18 protein-coding genes and 1 tRNA gene are annotated in these 21,615 nt (G+C 71.6%); 9 read left to right on the forward strand and 10 right to left on the reverse strand.

Annotated elements, in window-relative coordinates; translation table 11 throughout:
* The first annotated feature begins 130 nt into the window (after window positions 1-130).
* From KZ820_RS03970 to KZ820_RS03985, 4 genes are all read left to right on the forward strand, one after another.
* Window positions 131-913 carry an SDR family oxidoreductase gene (locus KZ820_RS03970; RefSeq protein ID WP_219747343.1) on the forward strand — a complete coding sequence of 261 codons (783 nt, stop codon included), beginning with the start codon at window positions 131-133 and terminating at the stop codon, window positions 911-913.
* A gap of 80 nt (window positions 914-993) precedes the next feature.
* Window positions 994-2,364 (forward strand): class II 3-deoxy-7-phosphoheptulonate synthase, encoded by a 1,371-nt coding sequence (locus KZ820_RS03975; RefSeq protein WP_219747344.1) that lies wholly within the window; start codon window positions 994-996, stop codon window positions 2,362-2,364.
* Window positions 2,365-2,479: 115 nt separating this feature from the next.
* Window positions 2,480-2,555 (forward strand) — tRNA-Glu (locus KZ820_RS03980).
* 310 nt (window positions 2,556-2,865) lie between these two features.
* Window positions 2,866-3,132, forward strand: coding sequence for a hypothetical protein (locus tag KZ820_RS03985; protein ID WP_219747345.1), 267 nt, complete (start codon window positions 2,866-2,868; stop codon window positions 3,130-3,132).
* Between the two features lie 126 nt (window positions 3,133-3,258).
* Here KZ820_RS03985 and KZ820_RS03990 read toward each other — a convergent pair whose 3' ends face one another.
* From KZ820_RS03990 to KZ820_RS04025, 8 genes are all read right to left on the reverse strand, one after another.
* A complete protein-coding gene (locus KZ820_RS03990; protein WP_219747346.1) occupies window positions 3,259-3,429 on the reverse strand; it encodes a hypothetical protein in 171 nt (56 codons plus the stop codon).
* A gap of 129 nt (window positions 3,430-3,558) precedes the next feature.
* Window positions 3,559-4,209 carry an HAD family hydrolase gene (locus tag KZ820_RS03995; RefSeq protein WP_258047723.1) on the reverse strand — a complete coding sequence of 217 codons (651 nt, stop codon included), beginning with the start codon at window positions 4,207-4,209 and terminating at the stop codon, window positions 3,559-3,561.
* A gap of 22 nt (window positions 4,210-4,231) precedes the next feature.
* Window positions 4,232-5,191: an ATP-grasp domain-containing protein gene (locus KZ820_RS04000; RefSeq protein WP_219747348.1), complete on the reverse strand. Its 960-nt coding sequence runs from the start codon at window positions 5,189-5,191 to the stop codon at window positions 4,232-4,234.
* Window positions 5,191-5,868 (reverse strand): PIG-L deacetylase family protein, encoded by a 678-nt coding sequence (locus KZ820_RS04005; protein WP_258047724.1) that lies wholly within the window; start codon window positions 5,866-5,868, stop codon window positions 5,191-5,193. The genes KZ820_RS04000 and KZ820_RS04005 overlap by 1 nt, the downstream gene beginning before the upstream one ends.
* Before the next feature lie 23 nt (window positions 5,869-5,891).
* Window positions 5,892-6,797 (reverse strand): methionyl-tRNA formyltransferase, encoded by a 906-nt coding sequence (locus KZ820_RS04010; protein ID WP_258047725.1) that lies wholly within the window; start codon window positions 6,795-6,797, stop codon window positions 5,892-5,894.
* The gene (locus tag KZ820_RS04015; RefSeq protein WP_219747350.1) at window positions 6,769-7,374 is read right to left on the reverse strand and encodes a sugar transferase; all 606 of its coding nucleotides are present in this window, start codon (window positions 7,372-7,374) and stop codon (window positions 6,769-6,771) included. Before KZ820_RS04015 ends, KZ820_RS04010 begins: the two co-directional genes overlap by 29 nt.
* Window positions 7,371-8,543: a glycosyltransferase family 4 protein gene (locus tag KZ820_RS04020; RefSeq protein WP_219747351.1), complete on the reverse strand. Its 1,173-nt coding sequence runs from the start codon at window positions 8,541-8,543 to the stop codon at window positions 7,371-7,373. Before KZ820_RS04020 ends, KZ820_RS04015 begins: the two co-directional genes overlap by 4 nt.
* Window positions 8,540-9,724, reverse strand: a complete 1,185-nt coding sequence (locus tag KZ820_RS04025; RefSeq protein WP_219747352.1) for a glycosyltransferase — start codon at window positions 9,722-9,724, stop codon at window positions 8,540-8,542. The genes KZ820_RS04020 and KZ820_RS04025 overlap by 4 nt, the downstream gene beginning before the upstream one ends.
* A 293-nt stretch (window positions 9,725-10,017) precedes the next feature.
* Between KZ820_RS04025 and KZ820_RS04030 the strand changes: the two genes are divergently transcribed.
* Genes KZ820_RS04030 through KZ820_RS04050 form a run of 5 tightly spaced genes read left to right on the forward strand, consistent with a single transcriptional unit; the run spans window position 10,018 to window position 15,971 of the window.
* Complete coding sequence (locus tag KZ820_RS04030; protein ID WP_219747353.1) at window positions 10,018-12,027, forward strand: polysaccharide biosynthesis protein; 2,010 nt, start codon at window positions 10,018-10,020, stop codon at window positions 12,025-12,027.
* Window positions 12,024-13,268: a DegT/DnrJ/EryC1/StrS family aminotransferase gene (locus KZ820_RS04035; protein ID WP_219747354.1), complete on the forward strand. Its 1,245-nt coding sequence runs from the start codon at window positions 12,024-12,026 to the stop codon at window positions 13,266-13,268. Before KZ820_RS04030 ends, KZ820_RS04035 begins: the two co-directional genes overlap by 4 nt.
* On the forward strand, window positions 13,261-14,127 hold the full coding sequence (locus KZ820_RS04040; RefSeq protein WP_219747355.1) for a sulfotransferase family protein: 867 nt from the start codon (window positions 13,261-13,263) through the stop codon (window positions 14,125-14,127). The genes KZ820_RS04035 and KZ820_RS04040 overlap by 8 nt, the downstream gene beginning before the upstream one ends.
* A 37-nt stretch (window positions 14,128-14,164) precedes the next feature.
* Window positions 14,165-14,713 (forward strand): polysaccharide biosynthesis/export family protein, encoded by a 549-nt coding sequence (locus tag KZ820_RS04045; protein ID WP_219747356.1) that lies wholly within the window; start codon window positions 14,165-14,167, stop codon window positions 14,711-14,713.
* 28 nt (window positions 14,714-14,741) lie between these two features.
* Entirely contained in the window at window positions 14,742-15,971 is a 1,230-nt protein-coding gene (locus KZ820_RS04050; protein WP_219747357.1) for an outer membrane beta-barrel protein, read from the forward strand.
* Here KZ820_RS04050 and KZ820_RS04055 read toward each other — a convergent pair.
* Together KZ820_RS04055 and KZ820_RS04060 are read right to left on the reverse strand one after the other, a co-directional pair.
* Window positions 15,867-17,033 carry a glycosyltransferase family 4 protein gene (locus KZ820_RS04055; RefSeq protein ID WP_308462118.1) on the reverse strand — a complete coding sequence of 389 codons (1,167 nt, stop codon included), beginning with the start codon at window positions 17,031-17,033 and terminating at the stop codon, window positions 15,867-15,869. The two genes, KZ820_RS04050 and KZ820_RS04055, sit on opposite strands and share 105 nt — an antisense overlap.
* 19 nt (window positions 17,034-17,052) lie before the next feature.
* Window positions 17,053-21,579 (reverse strand): beta strand repeat-containing protein, encoded by a 4,527-nt coding sequence (locus KZ820_RS04060; RefSeq protein ID WP_219747359.1) that lies wholly within the window; start codon window positions 21,577-21,579, stop codon window positions 17,053-17,055.
* Window positions 21,580-21,615: the final 36 nt, after the last annotated feature.

The following is a 21,615-nucleotide window of genomic DNA, read 5'->3' on the forward strand; positions in this document are numbered from 1 at the left end:
GCGCAGGCCGGGGCACAGTTGGGGAACGTTGGTAGCTTCCACAACGGCTTCCCAACTGGACCCCTGCCTCCGCCGGGGCACAGCAGGAGGGGCGAAGTCGCCTCACCCGTCACGTTAGGAGGAACCGTACATGCAGCTCGGGATCGAGGGACGTCGCGCCATCGTCTGCGCGTCGAGCCAGGGGCTCGGCCGCGCCTGCGCCGAGGCGCTCGCCGCCGCGGGCTGTGCGCTGGTGCTCAACGGGCGCGACGCCGAGGCGCTCGCCGCCACCGCCGACGCGATCCGTGCCGCGCACGGCGTCGCGGTCGAGACGGTCGCCGGCGACGTCGCCGACGAGCAGGTCCAGGCCGCGCTGGTCGACGCCGCGGGCGGAGCTCCCGATATCCTCGTCAACAACAACGGCGGCCCGCCGCTGCGCGACTTCCGCGCGATCGACCGCGACGCGCTGCGCGCCGGGGTGGAGGCGAACATGATCACACCGATCCGCCTCACCCAGCGCGTGATCGACGGCATGGTCGAGCGCGGCTTCGGGCGGATCGTCTGCATCACCTCGGCCTCGGTGAAGGCGCCGCTCGCCGGGCTCGACCTGTCGAGCGGCGCCCGCGCCGGGCTGACCGGCTTCCTCGCCGGCGTCGCGCGGCAAGTGGCGCAAGCCGACGTCACGATCAACTTCCTCCTTCCCGGCCAGTTCGCGACGCGCCGGCTCGACAGCGTCCACGCCGCGGCGGCGGAGAAGCAGGGCGTCGACGTCGCCGAGGCGGCGCGCCGCGGGGCCGAGCGGATCCCGGCGCAACGCTACGGCGATCCCGCCGAGTTCGGAGCCGCCTGCGCCTTCCTCTGCTCCGCCAAGGCGGGCTATATCACCGGGCAGAGCCTCTTGATCGACGGTGGCGCCTATCCTGGTATCCTATGAGGCCGGATCGATACCGATGAACATTGCGAGTCGCGCACGTTTCGTTCAAGGCGCGCGACGAAATGGAAGGAAGATTACCGATGGCCACGTCATGGGCCCCCGACAGCTGGATCAAGGCCGAAGCGCGCCAGCTGCCTGACTATCCCGACACCGCCGCGCTCGCCACCGCGACGCATCGGCTCGCCACCTTCCCGCCGCTCGTGTTCGCGGGTGAGGCGCGCAACCTCACCGCCGATCTCGCCAAGGTGGCGGAGGGCAAGGCCTTCCTGCTCCAGGGCGGCGACTGTGCCGAGAGCTTCGCCGAGTTCCACCCCAACAACATCCGCGACACGTTCCGCGTCATCCTGCAGATGGCAGTGGTGCTCACCTTCGCGTCGAAGCTGCCGGTGGTGAAGGTCGGGCGGATGGCGGGCCAGTTCGCCAAGCCTCGTTCGACTGCGACCGAGGTGATCGACGGGGTCGAGCTGCCGAGCTACCGCGGCGACAACGTCAACGACATCGCCTTCACGCCCGAGTCGCGCCTGCCCGATCCCGAGCGGATGGTGCGCGCCTATGCGCAGTCCGCCGCGACGCTCAACCTGCTGCGCGCCTTCGCGCAGGGCGGCTATGCCAACCTCCACCAGGTGCATCGCTGGACGCACGACTTCATGGGTCGCAGTCCCTGGGCGAAGAAGTACGCGGAGACCGCGGATCGCATCGGCGAGGCGCTCGACTTCATGGAAGCCTGCGGGATCAGCCCCGATACGGTGCCGCAGCTGTCGCAGACCACCTTCTACACCAGCCACGAGGCGCTGCTGCTCCCCTTCGAGCAGGCGCTGGCGCGGCAGGATTCGCTCACGGGCGACTGGTACGACACCTCGGCGCATTTCCTCTGGATCGGCGACCGCACGCGCTTCGAGGGCTCGGCGCACGTCGAGTTCCTGCGCGGCATCGGCAACCCGATCGGCGTCAAGTGTGGCCCGTCGCTCGAGCCCGACGCGCTGCTGCGCATGCTCGACACGCTCAACCCCGGCCGCGTGCCGGGCCGGATGACGCTGATCACGCGCTACGGCTTTGACAAGATCGAGGCGCATCTGCCGCGGCTGGTGCGCGCGGTGACGCGCGAGGGCCATCCGGTGGTGTGGAGCTGCGACCCGATGCACGGCAACACCGTCAAGGCGGCGAGCGGCTATAAGACTCGCCCGTTCGATCGCATCCTCGCCGAGGTGCGCGGGTTCTTCGCGGTCCACCGCGCCGAGGGCACGCACGCCGGCGGCATCCACGCCGAGATGACGGGGCAGAACGTCACCGAATGCACCGGCGGCGCGATCGACGTGACCGAGCAGAGCCTGGCCGACCGCTATCACACGCACTGCGATCCGCGGCTCAACGCCGGGCAGAGCCTCGAGCTGGCCTTCCTTCTGGCCGAGATGCTCAACGCGGAGATGGCGGAGCGTCGCAAGGCGGCGTGATCGGTCTCGCACCCAAGGCCGCGCGAGAAAAGCGCGTGACCTTGGGTGCGGCGCGGCGAAAGTCGCTTGACGGCGCGTTCACCGCCACCTAACAGCGCGCCTCCACACCGCGCACGGCCCCTTCGTCTAGCGGTCTAGGACGTCGCCCTCTCACGGCGAAAACACGGGTTCGAGTCCCGTAGGGGTCACCATTTCGGATCGTCCACGATGTGGGCGGCGTCCGGCACGATCGAGCGGCGCTTGACCGGACGTGTCGCACCGATCAGTTGCGAAGCGGTGGGACTGCACTGTCACCTGCCCCTTCGCTGATGCCGAACTTGCCTGCGGCGGTGGGCTCTTAGGAAGTATCCGGGGCGCTCTCCCGCTGGCGTGGACCGGATCCGTGGCAGCACCTCATCCATCCTCGGCGACGCCTGTACGAACTTGGGCCTATTCGGTTTAAATAACTGATCCTTACTGATTTTCCTTTCTGGTATCCGCGCCAGAGGGGGGAAAATCATCGTGGTCATGGGTCTCATCCGGGGCGTCGTCGGCGCGCCGCTATCGCATGGTCATAACAGCGCCCGGAAAGGGCCTGAGCCAAAGACCGTCCCGTCCGCAGGGCTGCTGCGAACACTCGCCGCCCTGCCCTTGGCCTATGTGCGCAAGCGGGAAGCGGTCGCAGCCGCGCGGGTCGCCGCCGGCTATTGCGCCGACTGCGGCATGCTGCCGATCGGCGAAGAAGATCTGTGCGAGGGCTGCTGGGTCGAGCAGCATGCCGGCCCCTGAGCTGATGCGATGCACGCCCGATCTGTCATCGTGCACCTCCATCTCGATGGTCGATGGCGCATCGACGACAAGGGCCACCGCATCGTCGCGACATCGCGACCCCGCTCCTTTTCCGCTGACGCAATGCTATCGCGGGCGCGGCGGCTCGGCGCGACGCAGGCAGTCGGCGGCCTCGTCGCGATAGGCCCGCATCAGTTCGGGATCCTGCGCCTGCTCGGCGAGCAGCGCGTATCGGCGCGCGCGCCGCAGCAGCTTGATCCGGGTCTCGCCGTCCAGCGTGGGTGGGATCGGCGACATTCCTACACTCCGGACCGCGGCGCGAACCGTCACGCGCCCGTCACGACCGTGCGGGCGGAGCGGATCAGCGACAACTTCTCTTCGTGATATACCTCTCCGGCGCGATCGCGGCCCGCTCGGGGCAGCCGCTCAATCGAGCGAGTCGAGGCTCTCGATGATTCGATCCGCCTCGTCCCCGGCGGAGGCCGCTCGCACCTCGGCATGGAGACCGCCGGCGCGCACGATCCGCACCGTGTGCCACCCCAACTGGCGCGGCGCGACGAAGTCCTTCGACGGATTGTCGGCGACATAGGTGAAGGAGGCTCCGCTAAGGCCGAAGGCCGCCTCGAGATGGTCGAAGGCGCGCCGGCTCGGCTTCCAGGCCGCGCGCCCCCAGCGATCGGTACAGACCGCCTGGCGCACGCCGCGGCGGAACAGGTCGAGCGCGCGGAGCTTGCGGCGTTGCGCGTCGAGGAAACCGTCGGTCACGATGGCCACCGCGGTTCCCGCGTCGCGCCGATCGAGGTAGCGCGTGGCGTCGGTTGCCAGCGCGATCCGCGGCCGGTGCTGGCGGTACACCGCGAGCAGGCGCGCCACCAGCGCGGGCGTGGCGGTCTGACCGAGCGCCGCGAGCGAGTCGTCGAAGATCCGTTGCCGCGCCCCCGCCTCGAAGCGCTCGCGCATGAGCGGGCCGAGCCGGTCGAGGCCGAGCCGCGCGCGCGCCCAGTCGCCCGCCGCGGTGAGTCCGCTGACGACATAGTCGCGCTCGAGGTAGAGCGTATCGTCGAGGTCGAATACCATGACCCGCTCGGGTGCGGGCAGCTCAGAGGAAGACGGCATCGTCGTAGCGCAGCATGGTCACGCCGGCGTCCCAGACGTCCGCCGCGCTCGTCGCCTGACCGAGCCGCTCCTCGAGCAGCCAGCGCGCGAAGGTCGCGCCCGCGCGGTGCGCCAGCGGGTAGCCGCCGCCGAAGCGCGCGTTGATCTCGAACACCGAGGGGGCGCCGTCCGAGCCGACGAAGGCCTGGAAGCACCACGCCCCGCGCACCCGCCCGCGCACCGCCGCGCCGAGCCGTCGCGCCACGTCGAGCAGCGCCTCGTGGCGCTCGGTCACGCCCTTCTCGACCTCGCCCGCGCGCACCGCTACGCGGCGGTGCGGCACCGCACAGCGCAACGTACCGGCGTCGTCGAAGAACAGGTTCACTGTATATTCCTGCCCGCCGAGCAGGTGCTGGACGATGTAGGGTTCGGGTCGCGGCAGTGCGGCCAGCTCGGCGAGCGAGCCGAGCCGAGCCAGGCCGCGGCTGGAGCTGCCCCCGCGCGGCTTGGCGATCGCGGGCCAGCGCCAGTCCTCGTCGACTGCCTCTGCCGCCGCGGTGGTCGGCGTCGGCACCCCGGCGCGATCGAGGAAGCGCGCCGTCTCGAGCTTGTCGCGCGCCATCGCCACCAGCTCGGCGTCAGCCACCGCGACATGCGTGCCGACCGCGGCGAAGCGGTCGCGCGCGAGCGCCAGCGCGTAGAGCTCGGTGTCGATCGTCGGCACCAGCAGGTCGATCCGCTCGCGCGCGCAGATCGCCAGCGTCGCCTCGACATAGGCCGGGGTCGTCGCCGCGGGCGCGGCGTGCACGGCGTCGGCCGAGGCACAGGCCGCGCTCCACTCGGGCGCGAGGTCGGTGGCATGGACCTCGAGCGTCGCGCCCAGCGCCGCGGCCGACTCGCGGAAGCAGCGCAGCAGCGCGACCCGGCGCCCGGCCGAGCCTAGCAGCAGGCGAAGATCGGCCATCACCCGACCTCGCGGATGAGCACGAACGCCTCAGCGGCGTGGCGCCCGACGCACGAGCCGCGCACCATCGCCAGCGCGCGCAGCGTCTCGATCGAACGCTCGTCGGGGAAGGCGTGGCACTGCGACTCGAAGCAGCGGAAGGCGTTCAGCTTGGCGTCCAGCGTGTCGGCGACGTCGATGAAGACGTTGGGCTGGAACGACGGCGCCAGATAGGGCGCGGCCCAGTTGGTTTCCGACACCGTCTCGTAGGCGAGCACGCGCGCGGGATAGTCGCTGCCGCGCGGCCGCGCCGCCACCATCGCCGCGTCGAAGATCAGCTGATGGTCGCGGTGCAGGTCGCCGACGAAGGGGACGAACAAGGTGTCCGCGCGCGACGCCACCAACGCGGCGCGGACCGCGGCGTTGATATCAGCCTGCGCCACCCGATCGAGCTCGACCGCGGGCAGGTCGAGATAATGCGTCGTCGCGACACCGAGCAGCGCGTGCGCCGCCGCCGCCTCGCGTCGCACCGCCGCCACCTGCTCGGCAGCGAAGCGCGGCGCGGTGCCGCGCGTGACCACCGCCACCTCGACGTGACGCCCCAGCGCGGTCAGCCGCGCGATCGTGCCGCCGCAGCCGAGCACCTCGTCGTCGGGATGGGGCGCGAGCACCAGCGCGCGCTCAATCCGGTCCAGCATCATTCCCCCTTCGCTCACGCTCGTTATCCCAGCCGCACGTGGAGCGGCGGCGGGCCGGGCCGGTCGCGCTGCCAGCGCGTCACGCACAGCAACTCGCCGTCGCCGCAGCGCACCGTGAAGCTGGCGTCGTCGCGCGCCACCACCTGCCCCGCGAACGCGGCGTCGTGGCCGCGGCCCGGCCGTCGCTCGGCGGCGAGAACAGTGATCTCGCCGCCCGCCGATCGGGTGCGCGCGCCGGGATAGGGTTCGCCGCAGGCGCGGATCAACCGGTCGATCGTCGCCGCGTCGTCGCGCCAGTCGATCTCGGCGTCCTCGGGACGGCGGCGCGCGGCATAGGTGGCATGGCGCTCGTCCTGCGGCGCGCCCGCGGTATCGCCGGCGGCGAGCCGCGTCAGCAGCGGCGGCAACATCGTGGCGAGCGCGGCCATGTGCTTGTCGTAGAGCGTCTGCGCGGTCTCGTCGCGCGCGACGTGGAAGAAGTGCTGCGCCAGGATGGGACCGCTGTCGGTGCCCGCGTCGATGACGAACAGGCTGCCCGCGGTGATCGGCTCATCTAGCAGGATCGTCCAGGGGATCACGCCGCGTCCGCGCAACCGTGGCAGCGCCGCGGGATGGTAGCCGACGGTGCCCATCGGCGCGACCGCACGAAAATCGGCGCCGCACAGCTGCGACCAGCCGATCACCAGGATCACATCGGGCGCGAGCGCGCGCAGCCGGTCGAGCACCGCCAGCTCGTTGCAGTTGGCGGCATGCACGACCTCGGCGCCGAGCGCGCGTGCCGCGTCGCCCAGATCGACGAAGTCGGAATGTCGCGCGCTGAGCTCGGGCGGCAGCGTGACCAGCGCGGCGAGCGTCCAGTCCGGCGCAGCCGCCAGCGCGCGCAGCGCCACCTGGGTGCTCTCAACCGCGCCGACGAGGATCGCCCGCATAGGCACTCCGTATGGCGTCCGCATTGCGCCGCTCGCCGCCGCCGCCGGCGACGAGCAGGGTGCGAAACAGGATCTCCAGATCGAGCCGCAGCCCGCGATGCTCGATGTACCACAGGTCGAGCGCGAGCTTCTCCGCCTCGCTCAGCCGCGTGTTGCCGTTGACCTGCGCCCAGCCGGTCAGCCCCGGGCGCACCCGCGCCCGCGCCGCGCCCTGCTCGCCCGCTGCGGCAATCGTCACCGGCAGCAAGGGGCGCGGCCCGATCAGGCTCATCTCGCCGCGCAGCACGTTCCACAGCTGCGGCAGTTCGTCCATGCGGGTGGCGCGCAGGAAGCGCCCGGTCGGCAGCAGCCGTTGTTCGTCGGGCAGCAGCACGCCAGCGGCGTCGCGCCGCTCATTCATCGTGCGGAACTTGCGGAGCGTGAAGGGCCGCTGTGCCAGCCCCGAGCGCGCCTGCACGAACACGATCGGCCGACCCGCCACGGCCGCCTGCACCAGCGCGAGCAGCAGCAGCAGCGGCGCGACGAAGATCAGGCCCACTGCCGCGACGACGATGTCCACCGCCCGTCGCGCGCTCACGCCGCGGCTTCCTCGAATGAAGGTCCCGCCACCGATGCCGTGTCCGATCGGGTCGCTGACAGGTCCATCGTGTCGAGCAGCAGCCGATTGACGCGCTGCACGGCGTAGCGTTCCGTGGCAACGCGGCGCGCCACCGCGCCCATCCGCGCCGCGAGCGTGGGATCGGCGCAGAACCGCTCCATCGCGGCGGCCAATGCGGCCGGATCGCGCGCCGGCACGACGAGGCCGTTCGCGCCCTGATCGATCGGGTCGCGGCAGCCGGGGCGGTCGGTGGTGATCACCGCTCGCCCGCTCGCCATCGCTTCAAGGATCGTGCGCGGCAGCCCCTCGCGATACCAGCTCGGCAGCACGAACACGCTCGCCCCGGCGATGAAGGGGCGAACGTCGCACGTCTCACCGAGATAGTCGATCACGCCCTCGTCGGCCCATCGCGCGATCTCGCCGGCGGTCACGCCGTCGGGGCCGGGATCGGTCGGCCCGAGCAGACGGAAGCGCGCCCCGGGATAGCGCGCGCGCACCGCGCGCGCCGCCTCGGCATAATCGTCGACGCCCTTGGCCCGCAGCAGACGCGCGATCATCAGGAACACCGGCCCTGGCGGCGGCGGGGTCGCGGCGAAGCGCGTGACGTCGACGCCGGAGCCCGGCACCTGGATCACGCGCGCGTCCGGCGCGATGATGGCGTGGCGCAGCATCTCGGCGCGATCGTCGCGGTTGAACACGAAGACTGCGCGCGCCTCACGCACCGCCGCGCGGTAGAGCAGCGACACGCCGCGGCGCAGCAGCCGCATCCGCGGTGACGCGTCCTCGCCGTAGACATGGCCGAGACCGCTCACCATCGCGTAGAAGCGCGTGCTTGTCAGCCGTGCAGCGAGCCCGGCGTAGATGATCGGCTTCTGCGTGTAGGCGAGCACCACGTCGGGTCGCTCGGCGCGCAGCAGCGCGACGAGCGAGCGCAGCGTGCCGAGGTCCACCAGCGGGTTGAGCCCCACTCGCGCCATCGGCACGCGGCGCAGCGCCACGCCCATCTCGGCGAGGCGTGCGCGCACAGGCGCGTCGTCGTCGGGCGCGCAGGCGATCACCTCGTGACCTGCGGCGACCATGTCGGCGAGCAGCTGCCCGCGAAAGTTGACCAGCGAGTAGGCCAGGCTCGCGACCACCACGACCCTCACGCGCGTGCCCTCGCCCAGTCACGCGAGGTCGGCGTCGAGCGCGCGGCGTCACGGTAGAGCGCGGCGTAGCGGTCGACCACGTCGCGGATGTCATGACGGGCGCGGACGCGCTCGCGCGCGCGCTCGCCCAGCGCCGCGCGCTGGGTCGCGGGCAGCGTGCCGAGCCGCACCAGCGCCGCCGCCAGTGCCGCGGCATCGCGCGGCGGCACCATCGCGCCGGTGTCGCCGATCAGCGCGGCGCTGTCCCCCACGTCCGTGGCGACGCACGGCACGCCCGCCAGCATCGCCTCGCCCACCACGTTGGGAAAACCCTCGCCCCAGGCGGAGGAGAGCGCCAGCAGATCGAGCCCGCCGAGCCAATCGGCGACGTCGCCGCGATGACCGCGACGGATCACGCTGTCCTCGGGCAGTCCGAAGGCGGCCGGCCCGAGCGCGGGATCCTCGTCCATTCCCTTGCCCACCAGCAGCACGCGCGCGGCGAGCCCCTGCCCGCGCGCGATCTCCACCGCGCGGAGCAGGTTGGGCACGTCCTTCATCGGCGCAGCGCGGGCGACCATGCCGATCAGCGGACTGTCGTCGCCATTGATCCCGAGTCGCTCGCGCAGCCTCGCGCGAGCGACCTCGCGCGGCACCGGCGCGACCAGGTCGAAGCCGTTGGGGATCACGCGCTGGTCCGGCGCGCGGAAGCCGAGGCGACGGTACTGATCGGCCGCCGCGTGCGAATTGTAGACGATCGCGCGCGCTCCGCGCGACAGCAGCGCCTGCGTCCGCAGCACCAGCCGCGTCAGCGGCTTCTCCTCGGCGAGGTCGGCGACCGAGTGGCGCACGTTCCAGATCACCGGTGCGCTGAGCCACGGCCGCGCCAGCGCGGCGGCGAGCGTCGCGGCGAGCTGCGCGTGGTGCATCCAGGCGACGATCACGTCGGGCCGTCGCACCGCGATCGCGCGCGCGAGCGACAGCAGCGCGCGCGGCGACGGCATTCCCGCGGACATGCCGAGATCCGCCACCGGCACGCCGGTCGCCGCGATGCGCGCGCCGCCGCGCCCGGGTGGGATCAGCGACACCACCTCGGAACACAGATGCGGGTGGCGGCGGCCGTGCTCGAGCAGCCGCGCCAGCATCGTTTCCGCGCCGCCGACATCCAGTCCCGTGATGACGTGCAGCACCCTCACCGGCCGCACCGCCCGCTACGTCGTCCCACCACGATCAACACACTCCCCCGTACGGCCCGCATCCTAGCCGCAGCCGGCGGCGCGATGGCCTAGCGATTGGGCACATCACCCCTTCGAGTGAGCGCTCGGGACCGGAAGAGCAGCGTCGCCCACCGATCGGAGAGCCGTCGGGAGCGAACGAGCAACCCGGCGTTCACCGGAATCGACCGCGCGTATCGCCCGATGCGTACCGTCATGCTGCGCCGCAACGGGCTACTCTCCTGCGGTCGCGTCCGGCGCCTGGGGGCAGGCAGGGGGAGCTTATGCCGCGGATCTTGAACTACCAACGTTACTCGCGGCGCGTGCGTCGCACCGCCAACCAGCTGTTCGACGCGGTGGCGATCGTCGCGTCGCTGGCGATCGCGCTGCTGCTGCGGATGAGCGGCGCGGTTCCCGCCTCGATGTGGGAGGGCCTGGCCTGGAGCGCGCCCGTCTTCATCGCGGTGGGCTTCCTGGTGTTCAACGCCACCGGCATCTACCGCCGTGTCTGGCGGCTCGCCTCGCTGCCCGACGCGCTGCTGCTGATGGGCGCCGCCGCGCTGGCGGTGACGCTGTCGGTCGGGCTGCTGTCGGTTTCAGGCAATGCCACCTGGCTGCCGCTGTCGGTGCCGGTGATCCACTGGTTTGTCCTATCCGCGACCATGACGGCCGCGCGGCTGTGGCGCCGCGTCGCCAGTGAGCTGCCGCGTCGCGCCCGGGCCGCCTCGGCCGCGCCGCGCGGCGCCGCCACGATCGTCAGCCAGCAGCGCGCGTTGCTCGTTGGCCGCCCCGAGGACGTCGAGGTGTTGCTGCGCCAGATCGAGCAGGAGGAGAGCCCCGCCTATCTGCCCGTCGGGATCCTCGACCTCGACAGCCATGACGCCACGCTGCGGCTGCGCGGCGTGCCGATCCTCGGCATGGTCGACGCGATCGACCACGCGGTCGACACGCTCACCGCGCGCGACGAGCGCCCCAGCGTCGTGATCATCGCCGAGGGGCGCAACGGGGGCGGTGGGCTGCCCGGCGCGCGTCGCGTGCAGCTCGTCAACGCGGCGCAGGCGCTCCATCTCTCGGTACGGAGCGCCACCCCCGATGCCAGCGTGCGCCAGTCGCTCGACGCCGAGTCGATCGACCTCGCCGACCTGCTCGAGCGCCCCGCCACCGACCTCGACGCCGCGGTCGCGGCGCGCGCGATCGAGGGCAAGCGCGTGCTGGTCACCGGCGCGGGCGGCACGATCGGGCGCGAACTCACCCGCCAGATCGCGGCGATGAGGCCCTCCGACATCGTGCTGGTCGATTGCGGGGAGTACAACCTCTACCTCGTCGAGATGGAGCTGCGGGAGAACTACCCGCAGGTGCCCTGCACCGCGGTGCTGTGCTCGATCCGCCAGCGCCAGCATGTGATGGCGGTGTTCGAGCAGTACATGCCCGACTATGTCTTTCACGCCGCCGCGCTGAAGCACGTGCCGCTGGTCGAGTTGAACGTCTGCGCCGGAATCATGACCAACGTGATCGGCACGCGCAACGTCGCCGATGCGGCGCTGCGCTTCGGTGCGCGTGCCTTCGTCCAGGTGTCGACCGACAAGGCGGTGAACCCCGTCAGCGTGATGGGCGCGACCAAGCGGCTCGGCGAATTGTACGTCCAGGCGATGGACTTGCAGGGCGCGGGTCGCCCCGACAGCCCGCGCTTCATGACGGTACGATTCGGCAACGTGCTGGGCTCGAGCGGGTCGCTGATCCCCCTGTTCCAGCGCCAGCTGGCGCGCCGCGCGCCGCTGACCGTCACCCATCCGGAGATCACCCGCTTCTTCATGACCGTCCACGAGGCGGTACAGCTGGTGCTGCACAGCACCGCGCGCACGATGGAGCGCAACGTGCAGCGCGGGCGGATCGTGGTGCTCGACATGGGCGAGCCGATCCGCATCCTCGACATCGCACGCCGGATGATCAAGCTGGCCGGATTGGTGCCCGACCGCGACGTACCGATCCACATCGTCGGATTGCGGCCGGGCGAGAAGCTGTACGAGGAGCTGTTCGACGCGCGCGAGCAACGGCTGCCCTCGGCGATCGAGGGTGTGTTCGAGGCCGAGCCGATCCCCGTCCCCTTGCCCGCGCTCCAGGCGCAGTTCACGCGGCTGGCCGAGGCGGTCGGCGAGCATGATCAAGACCTCGCGCGCGCTCTGCTGTTCGAGCTGCTCGACCCCGACCGGATCGTCGCCGCCAAGGCCGCGGACGAGCATGCCGGCGCGGTGGTCCGCTCGCTCCACGGCAATCGTGAGGGGGCGGCGGCATGAGCGCCGGGCTTCACCAAGCCGCCGCGGCATCGGCTGCGCTGCTCCACGCGGTCCCCGCGCCGATCGCGAGCCGCTGGCCGCGCTACGAGGCGGACGAGATCGCCGCGGTCGAAGGGGTGCTGCGCTCGGGCAAGGTCAACGCGCTCCACCACGGCACGCACAACGCGTTGCTGCAGGACGGCTTCGCCGCGCTCTGCGCGATGCCCCACGCGATCGCGCTGGCCAACGGCACGCTGGCGCTGGAACTGGCGCTGTACGCGCTGAACGTTGGTGTCGGCGACGAGGTGATCGTGCCCGCGCGCAGCTTCGTCGCCTCGGCGAGCTGCGTCGTCACGCGCGGCGCCACCCCGGTGTTTGCCGACGTCGATCCGGACACCCAGGCGCTATCGGCCGAGACGATCGCGGCGCAGCTCACCCGGCGCACCAAGGCGATCATCGTCGTCCATCTCGGCGGACGGCCGGCAGACATGGCGCCGATCGTGGCGCTGGCGCGCGCGCAGGGGCTCCTGCTGATCGAGGACTGCGCCCAGGCGCACGGCGCCACGATCGACGGCCGCGCAGTCGGCGGCTTCGGCGACGCGGCAGCATTCTCCTTCTGCACCGACAAGATCATGTCGACCGGCGGCGAGGGCGGACTGCTGCTGCTGCGCGACGAGGCCGCGTGGCGTCGTGCCTGGTCGATGAAGGACCATGGCAAGGACGCGCGCGAGATCGGCGGTGGCGGCGGCGCTACCGGGTTCCGCTGGCTCCATCACGAGGTCGGCAGCAACTATCGTCTGACCGAGATGCAGGCGGCGATCGGCGTCGCTCAGCTGGCCAAGCTGCCGGCGTGGCTCGCCGCGCGCCGCCGCAACGCCGCGGCGATCCTCGATCCGCTCCGCGGGCTCGACGCCGTCCGGCTGGTCGAGCCGCCGGCCGGGGTGGGCCACGCCTACTACAAGTTCTACGCCTTCGTCCGGCCCGAGACGCTCGCGCCGGGCTGGACGCGCGATCGGATCGTCGCCGAGGCGATCGCGCGCGGCGTCCCCTGCCTCACCGGCAGCTGCCCCGAGATCTATCGCGAGCGCGCCTTCGTCGAGCGCGGGCTCGGCCGCGACACGCCGTTGCCCGTGGCGAAGCTGCTCGGCGAGACCAGCCTGATGCTGCCGGTCGACCCGACGCTCGACGAGGAGGAATGCCGCTACATGGGCGAGACGTTGCGCGCGATCGGGCTCGAGGCGATGGGGCGGACGCATGGTTGAGGGCCTGCCCAGCTTCCTGGTCATCGGCGCGGTCAAGGCCGCGACGACCTGGATCTCGCACCAGCTGCGCTGCCACCCCGAGCTGTGGCTGCCCGATGCCGAGCCGCATTTCTTCAGTGACGACTACGAGCGCGGGCTCGACCATTACCGCTCGCTGTTCGCGCCCGCCCCGGCGGGGCGGCGGATCGGCGAGAAATCGGCCGACTATCTCGCGCATCCCGAGGCCGCCGCGCGCATCGCGGCGGTGCTGCCCGGCGTGCCGATGGTGGTGCAGCTGCGCGATCCCGTCGAGCGCGCCTATTCGGACTATTGCATGCTCTTCCGGCACGGTCGCGTCGGCGGCGACCCGCGCCGCTACCTCGAGAAGCGCGACCCCGCTGGCGCGCGCTTCCTCGACGGCGGCCTCTACGCCCAACATCTCGCGCGCTTCCACGCGCACCATGGGCGCGATCAAATCGCGGTGTTCCTCTACGAGGACGTGATCGAGCAGCCCGAACGCGTGATCGCGCGGGCGTGCGAGCATATCGGCGTCGCGCCGCACATCGAGCCCGCCGCGGTGGCGAGCCGCCGCAACGATGGTGCGGCGGCGATGCTGCCGCTGCCCGTCCGCCGCGTACTGCGCCCGATGCGACCGCTGCTCGACCCGCTGCGGAGCAACCCGCTGCTGGCGCGGCTGCGCGGCACGATGGCGCGGCCGGTGCGCTACCCGCCGCTGACGATGGAGCTGCGCGCGCTGCTGCGCGACTATTACCGCGACGATGTGCTACGCCTGGAGGCGATGATCGGGCGCGACCTGTCGCGCTGGCGCACGGGCGCCGCGGCGGGGGCCAATGACGATCGAGTGACGGCGGCGTCCTGAGCGGATGATCGACCGAGTGACGCGTGAGGGGGGAAGGATGATGCGGACGTGGCTGGGGCTGGCAGCGGCCGGGCTGTCGCTGGCGGGATGTGCGAGTGAATATCGCGGACTGGCGCCGCTGCCCGAGGTGGCGGCGAGCGAGTATCGGCTCGGGCCGGGCGACGAGCTGCGCGTCAGCGTCTTCGGGCTCGACGCGGTCAACAACACCTATATCGTCAGTGACACCGGCGCGATCGCGCTGCCGCTGCTCGAGCCCATCGCGGTGAGCGGCGAGACGGTGCGCGAGGCCGAACGCGCCATCGCCGCCGAGATCAGCCGCCGGCAGCTCGTCAACCAGCCGCGCGTCAGCGCGCAGGTGCAGAGCTATCGTCCCTTCTTCATCACCGGCCAGGTGCAGAAGCCGGGCCAATACGCCTATGTGCCGGGCATGACGCTGATGACCGCGGTCTCAATCGCGGGCGGCTATACCTTCCGCGCCGACACGGACCGCGCGGTCGTGCGCCGCGGCGGCAGCAAGGGCGTCGCGCAGCCGGACGCGCGCATCCTGCCGGGCGACGTCGTCACCGTGGCCGAGAGCACGCTGTGACGGCACCGCGCGGGGCGGGAGCGCCGCCGTGTCGCTGAAGCTGCTGCGCTGCGTGCTGCTCACCGCCGGCGGGGCGATGTGCTGCGCGCAATCACCCGCCGATCCGCAGCGCTCCACCGCCATCGCCGACCTGCCCCGCCCGGGCTACGAGCCGCGCACGCTGACGCTCGGCGGGATCGTGGTGACGCCGCGCGTCGACCTCGGCGCGACCTACAACGACAACATCTTCGCGACGCGGGACGGCGAGATCGGTGACGTCGTGTTCAATCTCCAGCCAGCGCTGGAGGGCCGGCGCCAGACCACGAGCAGCGACCTGCGGCTCGCCGCCAATGCCAACCTCATCCGCTACGCCCGCTACGATCGCGAGAACGTCACCACCTTCCGTGGCCTGGCCGACTGGCGCGGCGATGTCGCGCCGCGCCAGTCGATCCGCGCGCGCGCCTCGTTCGACCGCAGTTATCAGCGGCGCAGCGACCCCGAGGCGGACTTCGGCGCCGGGCGCCGGCCGACGCTGATCGACGTCGCCGAGGCGGGGCTCGACTATCGCTTCACCGGCGCGCGGCTCGGCATGCTCGCGAGCGCGACCGCGACCAATTACAACTTCCTCCCGGCCGCCGACGCCGACCGCGACCTGGCGGTCTACCGCGTCGCTTTGCGCGGCTCCTATGCGGTGAGCGGACGCACCAGCGTGTATCTGCAGGGCTATGCGGTGCGGCGCGACGCGCGGCTTCGGGTCGATCGCTACGGCGTCGACCGCGACGCGTCGACCGCGGGCGCGCTCGCCGGCGTGTCGTTCGACGTCAGCTCGCGCGTGCAGGGCGAGCTAGGGGTCGGCGCCTTCCGCTCCGACCCGTCCGACCCGACGCTGCGCGCCTTCTCCGGGCTCGCCGCGAGCGGACAGCTCACCTGGCAGCCGCGCGTGCGCACGGCGATCACGCTGGACGCGTTCCGCGGCGACGTGGCGACGATCCGGGCCGGCGCGATCGGGCGGATCGATACCCGGCTGAGCCTGGCGATCGACCAGGAGCTGCGCCACGACGTCCTCGCGCGCGCCGCGGTGGGGATCCGCGACATCGCCTATCGCGGCGCGATCGACCGTGACCAGCGCTTCCGCTTCGCCGAGCTGGAGGGCACCTACCTGCTCAACCGCCACCTAGCCGTGCTGGGCAACGGCAGCTTCACCCGCCGCGACGCCGACCAGCCGATCGAGCGGTTCAGCCGCTGGACTGCCACGCTCGGACTTCGGCTCACCTACTGAGCCGCGCGCGCCGAGCAGCGAGTCGATCAGCGCGCGCCACTCGGCGGTGATCGCCGTGGGAGCATAGCGCGCGGACGCCGCCTGCGCCGCGGCCCCGAGCCGCTCGCGCAGCGCGGCGTCCGCCACCAACATCTCCAGGGCGGCGGCGAGCCCGGCGACGTCGCCGGCGGGGACGAGCAGCCCGGTCTCGCCGGAGACGATCATCTCGTCGGGACCGAAAGCGCAGGCGAAGGCCGCCGCGGGGACACCGGCGGCCATCGCCTCGCCGAGCACGTTGGGCATGCCCTCGTAGCGCGACGACAAAGCGAACACCCCCACCTGGTCGAGCCAGCCGCCCGGGACCGCGCTGTTGCCGGGGAGCGTGGCGCACTCGCCGAGACCGAGCGCGGCGATGCGCGCCTCGAGCGCAGCCCGCTCGGGCCCCTCGCCCCAGATCACCAGTTTCCAGTCGGGATGCGCGGGCGCGAGCCGCGCGAAGGCGTCGATGAGCAGATCGAAGCCCTTCTGGCGATCGAGCCGGCCGACGCCGACGATCGTCCTGCCCGGCCGGCGCTCACGCGCCGGTGCCGCCATGGGATTGGCGATCACGAGCGCGCGGCGCCGCGCCCGCGCGTCGAGCAGGCTGAGACTCGCCCGCGTCTGCATGACGATCGCGTCGGCGCGCGGCAGCAGTGCGCGCAGCATCATGCCCCAGCCGCGGTTCGCCGGCTGCGCGCGCGGGTTGTTGCGCTCGGACACGATCAGCCGGTGCCGCCGCCCGAGCGAGGCGAGCAGCGCCACCACGTTGATCTTGGTGAGGAACGACACGACCACGTCGGGGCGGAGCTCGCTCAGCGCGCCGCGTAGCGCGACGACGCGGCGCGCGACCAGCAGCGGCCCCGGCGCCGCTCCCGGCGGCAGGCCGAGCCGGACCAGCGGCACGCCCACCGGGAAGGCGTGGAACACCGGGTCGGCGGGGCGATCGAAGCTCACCACCGTCACCTCATCGCCGCCGCGCACCAGCGCCGCCGCGATCAGACTGACGACGCGTTCGGCACCGCCGGCGCCGAGGCCGGCGAGCACGAAGACGATCGAGCGCGGCTCAGATGATGTGGAAATCGGTCGCTCCCAGCACTGGCTTTGTCGACAGCAGCGCGATCTGCACCATCGCCGCGCCGCCGGCGCCGTCCGCGTCATAATAGAGCGCGCCGGTGGCCTGGTTGTAGACGAGATGCTGGTCTGCCGTGGTCGCGGCGCCGCCGATCGCCAGCTCGGACGCCGAGATCGCGCCGGTTCGCCCGGCGAAGGCGGTGAAGACCGCGCCAGCGAGCACGAGCTTGTCCTCGCCCGCGACGAAGTCCTTGACCGTGTCGCGCTCGCTCGCCGCCCCGAGATAGTCGAACACGAAGCGGTCCGCACCCGCGCCACCGATCAGCTCGTCGCTTCCCGCGCCGCCGACGAGCGTGTCCGCCCCCGCCCCGCCCTGGAGATAGTCGCCGCCGGCCTCGCCGTAGAGCGTGTCGTTGCCCTCCATGCCGATCAGCAGGTCGCCGCCGAGCCCGCCGCGGATGACATTGTCGCCCGCGTTGCCGGTCATGGTGTTGGCGAAGTCGTTGCCGGTGGCGCTGAGATTGCCGCTGCCCAGCATGGTGAGCTGCTCGACATTGGCCTCCAACGTGAAGTCGACGCTGGTATAGACTAGGTCGGTACCTTCGCCGTAATATTCGATCACGCGATCGCCGACGTCGTCGACGTAGAAGGTGTCGGAGCCGATCCCGCCGTACATCATGTCGGCGCCGCCTGCGCCGTCCAATATGTCGTTGTTGGCGTCGCCGTACAGCACGTCGGAGCTGGCGTTGCCGGTCAGCACGTCGTTCCCGCCGAGCCCGTGCATGGTCCACAGGTCGTTGGTCGGCGCGATGAAGGTGTTGGCGCTGTTGCTGCCGGTATAGCTCTTCGGCTCGGGCAGATTGTTGAGCGAGATGGTGAAGCTGGCGTCGAAGGTCGCGCCGGCGGCGTCGGTGACGCGCGCCTGGATCAGGTGCGAGGTGGCGGTCTCGTAGTCGAGCAGCGCGCCGTTCGCGACCGTCACCGCGCCGGTAATCGCGTCGACCGCGAAGCGCCCGCCGGCGTCGTCGACCAGACGGTAACGCAGCGTCTCGTCATGATCGACGTCATAGCCGCTGAGCGTGCCGACGACCGTGCCCGCCGCGGCATTCTCGTCGACGCGGGCGCGATCCAGCGACAGCGCCGCGGGCGCGTCGTTGGCACCGACGAAGGTGAGCGTGACCGAGGCGGTGGAGGTCGCCCCCGCGTGATCGGCGACGGTATAATCTAAGTGATCCACCACCGTCTCGCCCGCGCGCAGCGCCTGGTAGCTCGCCGGCGTCGCCACCTGGATCGCCGTGCCCGCGAGCGTCAGCGCCAGCCCGTTGGCGGTGGTGCCCGCCACCGCGGTGAGGCGCAGCGTGTCGCCCGGATCGATGTCGCGGTCGTTGGCGAGCAGCGCGGCCGCGGCGATGCTCGTCGCGCCCTCGTCGATCGAGAGCTGGTCCGCGGCGGCCACCGGCGCGTCGTTGACGTTGGCGACCTGAACGTTGACCCGCCCGATCGCGGTCTCGCCCGCGCTGTCGGCGATCGTGTAGGTCAGCAGCGCGGTGCCGGCGAAATTGGCCAGCGGCGTGAAGACGACGTTGCCGTCGGCGTTGATCGCGGCAGTGCCGCCCGACAGCGCCGCCACTCCCGTCAGCGCGAAGGGCGCGCCGTTGGAGTCAGTGTCGTTCGCCAGCAGCGCCGCCGCGGCGATGACCGCCGTCTGGTCCTCGGTGGCGGCGACCGTGTCGGCGCGCGCGATGAGCACCGGCGGCGTGCCTTGCGAGGCGAGCGGGTCGAACAGCCGGTACTTGACGCCCGTCGCCTGATCGTCGCCGCCCTGCCCGCCATAATCGGTCCAGCTCACCAGGAACCCGCCGTCGCCGGTGCCGGTGATCGCCGGATCCACCTGGCTGCCGAGCGTCTGGTGGTTGACGAGGAACTCGCCGCCCACCGTGGTGCCGTCGCCGGCGAACACCTGCGCCTTGATCCCGGCGGTGCCGACCTCGGCGCCGACGCCGCTATAGTCCGCCCAGCCGATCGCGAAATTGCCGCCGGCGAGCGCGGTGATGGTCGGCGCGAGCTGACCCGCCAGCGTCGTCGTGTTGGCCAGCGTCTCGCCGCCGACGCGGGCGCCGGCCGCGTCGTACAGCTGGAAGCGGATGCCGAAATAGTCGGCGTCGGCCCCGCGCGAGCTGTTGTCCGCCCAGGCAATCGCGAAGCCGCCGGTCGACAGTGCCGCCACCACCGGTGCCTGCTGCGAGCCCGCGGTCTCGGTGTTGACCAGGAACTCGCCGCCGATCTTGCTGCCGTCGCTGCCGAACAGCTGCGCCTTCACCGCGTCCTTGCTGGCGTCGCCGCCCTGCAGGCTGCCGTCGCGCCACGTCACGACGAAGCCGCCGCCCTGAAGCCCGGTGACCGCCGCCGAATCCTGCGCACCGTTGGTGGCGGTGTTGACGAGCAGCTCGCCGCCGACATGGTTGCCCGCGGCGTCGTACACCTGCGCCTTGACGCTGGTCGCGCTGGCGTCGCCGCCCTGCAGGCTCGCGTCCGTCCAGGACACGACGAAGCCGCCGTTGGCCAACGCAGCGATCACCGGCGCCTTCTGCGCGTTCAGCGTGGCGGTGTTGACGAGCAGTTCGCCGCCCACCGCGGCGCCGCTGGCGTCGAAGAGCTGCGCCTTAACCGAGCTGGCGGAGCCGTCGCTGCCGGCATTGGCGTCGCTCCAGGTCACCGCGAAGCCGCCGGAGGCGAGCGCGGTCACCGCCGGCGAGTCCTGCGCGCCCAGCGTCTGCGCGTTGACGCGGAACTCGCCGCCGATCTTGCTGCCGTCCGCCGCGATCAGCTGCGCCTTGATCCCGAAGGAGCTCGAGTCGCCGCCGACGCCGCTGCCGTCGGTCCACACGATCACCGAGCGACCGTCGGTCAGGGTCGCCACCGCGGGGGCGAGCTGGCTCGCGGCGATGTTGGTGTTGGCCAGCACTTCGGGCGCGCCGGAATAGCGATATTCGTTGACCGCATCGGTCAGCCCGAAGGTGAAGGTCTTGTCGAACGTGTCGCCGAACGTGTCGGTCGCGCGCACCGTGATCGAGACGACTGGGTTGGTCTCATAGTCGAGCGCGAGGCTGTCCTCTACGATCAGCTTGTTGCCCTCGATCGCGAAGGCGCCGCCGGTGGAATCATCCACCAGGCGGTAGCTGTAGCTCGCGTTGAGCGCGCCCACGCCCGAGAAGACTGCGACGATGCTGTTCTCCACCTCGGTCTCGGAGAGCGCGTTGCGCGATACCTCGATGTCGGTGATCGCGGGCGTCGTCGGCGCGAACAGCCGCGCCTTGAGCCCTCCGTCGACGTCGCCGGAGGCGGTGCTGTAGTCGGTCCAGCCGACCAGCAGCGCGCCCGAGGCGAGCACCGTCACCGCGGGCATCTCCTGGTTGCCGCTCACCACCTCGTTCGCCTGGAACTCGCCGCCCAATTTCTGCCCGACCGCGTCGAACAGCTGCGTCTTGATGCCGAAACCGCTGGCGTCCGCGGCGGTGTTGCTGTTGTCGCGCCAGCTCACCGCGAAGCCGCCGTCGGCGGTCGCCGCGATGCTCGGCTGGTCCTGCGCGTTGAAGGTGGTGGTGTTGACGCGGAACTCGCCGCCCGTCCGAGCGCCGGTGGCATCGTAGATCTGTCCACGCAGCCCCGAGGCGCTGGTGTCGCCCAGTCCGCTGTTGTCACGCCACACGATCGCGAAGCCGCCGCCGGCGAGCGCGGTGATCGCGGGCTGGTCCTGCGCGCCCAGCGTCGTGCTGTTGACGAGCAGCTCGCCGCCCAGCTTGGCGCCGCTGCTGGAGAAGAGCTGCGCCTTGATCGAGGTGCCGCTCGAATCGCCGCCGAGCCCGCTATAGTCGATCCAGGTCGAGACGAAGCCGCCCGAGGCCAGCCCGGCGAGCGCCGGTGCGACCTGGCTGCCGGTGATGGTGCTGTTGACCAGGAACTCGCCGCCGATCTTGGTGCCGGTGGCGGAGAACATCTGCGCGCGCACGCCGCTGCCCTTGGCGTCGGGCGCGGTCGCGCTGGCATCGACCCAGCTGACGATGAAGTTACCGCCCGCGAGGGCGGTGATGGTCGAGTCCGACTGGCCCGCCACCGTGGTGGTGTTGGCGAGGAACTCGCCGCCGACGCGTGCACCCGCCGCGTCGTAGATCTGCGCCTTGACCGAGCCGCGATCGGCGTCTCCGCCGAGCCCGCTGGCATCGCTCCACGTCACCACGAACCCGCCGGTCTTCAGTGCGGTGACGCTGGCGCGGTCCTGGTTGTTGCCGGTGGCGCTGTTGATCAGGAACTCGGCGCCGACCGCGACGCCGGTCGAGTCGAAGCGCTGCGCCTTGACGCTGGTACCCGACGAGTCGCCACCGGTGCCGCTCAGGTCGGTCCAGATCGCGACGAAGCCGCCGTCCGCCAGCGCGGCGAAGGACAGATCGGTCTGCACCCCGGTCCATGTCGAGTTGACACGAAACTCGCTGCCAGCGCTCGTGAACGCGCCGTTCGCCATACGCCCCTCCCCCGAAAAGCGCCGTCCGCCCCCAGC

It is taken from the genome of Sphingomonas citri, assembly GCF_019429485.1.
Classification (GTDB): domain Bacteria; phylum Pseudomonadota; class Alphaproteobacteria; order Sphingomonadales; family Sphingomonadaceae; genus Sphingomonas; species Sphingomonas citri.